The sequence below is a fragment of the Mycobacterium gordonae genome (assembly GCF_002101675.1).
Lineage (GTDB): Bacteria > Actinomycetota > Actinomycetes > Mycobacteriales > Mycobacteriaceae > Mycobacterium > Mycobacterium gordonae.
Window position 1 is genome coordinate 1 of sequence record NZ_LQOY01000068.1, and the last position, 1665, is coordinate 1665.

Here is a 1665-nt window from a genome sequence, read left to right on the forward strand (position 1 = left end):
TGTTGACGACGGTTGAAAACCAGGCCAGTCGCGACGGTTGAAAAGTAGGCCACCCGATCAGATTGGATGGGTGATCTCCTTGGAAGACTGGGCCTTAATCCGGCATCTTCACCGCAGCGAGGGACTCTCGCAGCGGGCTATTGCACGGCAGCTTGGCATTGCGCGCGACACGGTGGCCGGGGCGCTGGCCTGTGATGGGCCGCCCAAGTACCAGCGGGAACCGGTGGTTTCGGCGATCAGTGCCGTGGAGCCGCGGGTCCGAGCGTTGCTGCTGGGGTGTCCGCAGATGCCGGCGACAGTGATCGCCGAGCGGGTCGGCTGGACGGGCTCGATCTCGTGGTTCCGCGAGCGGGTGCGGGCGATCCGCCCCGAGTACCTCCCAGCGGATCCGGTGGATCGACTCGAGCATCCGCCGGGGCGGGCGATCCAGTGTGATTTATGGTTCCCGGCGGCCAAGATCGCTGTCGGGTTCGGCCAAGAAGCGATGCTGCCCGTGCTGGTGATGGTGGCCGCGTTCTCCCGTTTCATCGCCGCGGTGATGCTGCCTTCGCGCCAAACCATGGACCTGGTGGCCGGGATGTGGCAGCTGCTCTCGGTCAGCTTTAGCGCAGTGCCCCACGAATTGTGGTGGGACAACGAGGCCGGGATCGGGCGCCGCGGGCGGTTGACCGATCCGGTCACTGCTTTGGTGGGAACGTTGGGATCACGGCTGGTGCAACTCAAACCGTATGATCCCGAGTCCAAGGGGATGGTGGAACGAGCCAACCGCTATCTGGAGACTTCGTTTCTGCCCGGCCGTCGGTTCACCTCACCGCAAGACTTCAATACCCAATTGGCTCAATGGCTTCCCACTGCTAACAATCGTCGGGTGCGGGCCCTCGATGGTCGTCCGGTGGATTTCCTCGACCAGGACCGGGATCAGATGCTGAGGCTGCCTCCCGTCGCGCCGGTCACCGAGACGGTGACATCGATACGGCTGGGACGCGACTATTACCTACGGGTGGCCGGCAACGACTACTCGGTCGATCCCGGCGCGATCGGCCAGCTCGTGGACGTGCACACCACACTGACCCAGGTGACGGTGCGCCGCGCCGGACGCCTGCTGGCGACCCATGACCGTTGTTGGGCGGCGCGACAGACCCTGACCGACCCCGCCCATGTCCAGACCGCTGCCGCGTTGCGCCGCCAGTTCCAAACCGGTCCAACACCTGGGATAGGCGATCATCTGGTGCGCGATCTGGGCGACTACGACCGTGCCTTCGGAGTTGACTTCACCAGCAGCACAGCGACTTCCGATGATGAGGTGGCGTGATCATGACGGAGGATCCGATCAAGACCGTCTGCCACTACGCCCAGGTGCTCAAGGCGCCACGCATCCGGGAGTCCGCCGCCAGGTTGGCTGACCAGGCCCGCGACGGCGGCTGGAGCCATGAGGAGTACCTCGCCGCGGTGCTGTCCCGGGAGGTCTCGGCCCGAGAAGCCTCAGGGGCAGCGACCCGCATCCGCTCTGCCGGATTCCCCAGCCGGAAATCATTGGAAGACTTCAACTTCGACCACCAACCCGCGTTGAACCGGGACATGATCGCCCACCTGGGCACCGGAGCATTCCTGACCAAGGCCCGCAACGTCGTCCTGTTGGGGCCACCCGGCACCGGAAAAACCCAC

At 65.0% G+C, this 1665-nt stretch carries 2 protein-coding genes; both read left to right on the plus strand.

The genetic code is table 11. The features are described 5' to 3' along the window. Positions 1-70: 70 nt before the first annotated feature. Entirely contained in the window at positions 71-1312 is a 1242-nt protein-coding gene (gene istA / locus AWC08_RS10665; protein WP_036449261.1) for an IS21 family transposase, read from the plus strand. Between the two features lie 2 nt (positions 1313-1314). Then, positions 1315-1665: ATP-binding protein (locus AWC08_RS10670; protein WP_174900765.1), on the plus strand; the 351-nt coding region annotated here is incomplete at its 3' end.